At 67.3% G+C, this 2,187-nt stretch carries 1 protein-coding gene; it reads right to left on the bottom strand.

Annotation, left to right across the window (positions count from 1 at the left end; translation table 11 throughout):
* Positions 1-318 precede the first annotated feature (318 nt).
* Positions 319-2,178: an amidohydrolase gene (locus AC3XYG_RS35910; RefSeq protein ID WP_489144690.1), complete on the bottom strand. Its 1,860-nt coding sequence runs from the start codon at positions 2,176-2,178 to the stop codon at positions 319-321.
* Positions 2,179-2,187 lie beyond the last annotated feature (9 nt).

Genomic DNA, 2,187 nt, shown 5'->3' with positions numbered 1-2,187 from the left:
TGGTAGAAGTCGCTGTTCGGCAACGGAAGCGGCTTCGGCTCCTTTTTTGCTGAGGTCGCCGAACTTGTGACTGGCGCCGCCGGTATTGCCATTTCATTGCTCCTTCGATGTCACTGGAGTGGTCGTCAGCGAAGTTAGTGGTCGCGACCACCGCTCCTGGTTTCCAATTCGTATAGTTTCGCTCTTGATTCGATCCCCCATCCGGGGGGTCGCATACGATGTCCGAGGGGGTGGCGTCTCCGAATTCGGTCCGCCCCGAGGGCGGGGCGGACCGAGGCGGCAATGTGGTTCTCGATGTTCGCGAGCGCCGGCATGGCGTCACACCGCCCAGCAGGCACAGCCGAGGGCGCCCCAAAAGCTCTTGAGGTCGGAGATCGGCAGCCGGGCCGACCAGGCCGTGGCGTGGTCGTGGCCATGGACGCTGCAACTGGTCGCGCAGCCGCAGCCCGTGGCGGCCATCCGCCGCACTGACGCGGCCGGGTCGGTGTCGCCCCAGGCGGCATAGCCGCCGAAGCGGCGCACCGGCGACCAGTCGGGCATGGCGGGCGGCAGCGCGGCCCGATCTAGCGAGGTAAAGTCGCCGGCGGCCCAGACCGCCTTGCCGCCGACCAAGGTCAGGTCGGAAGTGATATCCCCGATCTCGGTCTCGGCGCAGGCGAAGAAATCCCGGTCGGGGACGATCAAATCGGCCAACTGGCCGACAGCGATGCGGCCCTTGCGGCCTTCCTCGTTCGAAAACCAGGTGACGTTCTCCGTCCACATCCTGAGCGCCGTCTCGCGGTCCAGGCAGTTGTGCTGCGGCGTGATCCGCAGGCCGCCGACGGTGCGGCCGGTGATCAACCAGGCCAACGAGACCCAGGGGTTGTAGGAGGCGACCCGGGTCGCGTCGGTGCCGGCCGAGATCTTGACACCCTTCTCCAGCATCCGCGCCACCGGCGGCGTGGCCGCGGCGGCGCCGAGGCCATAGCGCTCGACGAAATACTCGCCCTGATAGGCCATGCGGTGCTGTACGGCGATGCCGCCGCCGAGCGCGGCGATGCGGTCGATCGACCGGTCCGAGATTGTCTCGGCATGGTCGAAGAACCAGTGCAGCCCCTCCAGCGGGATGTCCTGGTTCACCCGTTCGAACACGTCCAGCGACCGGCTGATCGTCTCGTCATAGGTGGCGTGGAGCCGCCAGGGCCAGCGGTTTTCGGCCAGGATGCGGACGACGTCCTCCAGATCGCCCTCCATCTCCGGCGGCATGTCGGGGCGCGGCTGGCGGAAATCCTCGAAATCGGCGGCGGAGAACACCAGCATCTCGCCGGCACCATTGTGCCGGAAATAGTCGTCGCCCTGCCGGTAGCGCGACGTCTTCGTCCAGTTCAGGAAGTCGTCCTTCTCGGCCTTCGGCTTCTGGGTGAACAGGTTGTAGGCGAGCCGGATGGTCAGCTGGCCGTCATCCGCCAGTTTCTGAATGACGGCATAGTCCTCGGGATAGTTCTGGAAGCCGCCGCCGGCGTCGATGGCGCCGGTGACGCCCAGGCGGTTCAGCTCGCGCATGAAGTGCCGGGTCGAGTTCACCTGGTAGTCGAAGGGCAGCTTCGGCCCCTTGGCCAAGGTGGCGTAGAGGATCGCGGCGTTCGGCTTGGCCAGCAGGAGGCCGGTCGGGGTGCCGTCGGGCGCACGCGTGATCTCGCCACCAGGAGGCTCGGGCGTGTCCTTGCCATAGCCGACGGCGCGCAAAGCGGCCGCGTTCAGGATCGCCCGGTCGTAGAGATGCAGCAGGAACACCGGCGTGTCGGGGGTTGCGGCGTTCAGCTCCTCGATCGTCGGCAGCCGCTTCTCGGCGAACTGGTGCTCGGTGAAGCCGCCGACCACGCGCACCCATTGCGGCGGCGGGGTGACCGCGACCTGCCGTTTCAGCATCGCCATCGCATCGGCCAGCGAGCGCACGCCGTCCCAGCGCAACTCCATGTTGAAGTTCAGGCCACCGCGGATGATGTGCAGGTGGTTGTCGATCAGACCCGGCAGCACCCGTCGGCCCTTCAGGTCGACGATGCGTGTGTTCGGCCCGGCCAGCGGCATTACCTCATGGTCGGCGCCGACGGCGCTGAATGCCCCGTCGGTGATCGCCACCGCGCTGGCGGTCGGCCGGGCGCGGTCGAGCGTGGTGAACAGGCCGCGATGCAGGATCACATCGGGCAG

The sequence above is a fragment of the Inquilinus sp. genome (genome assembly GCF_057815775.1).
Note: the sequence above shows the minus strand (reverse complement) of the source record. Positions and strands in the feature narration are given on the sequence as shown.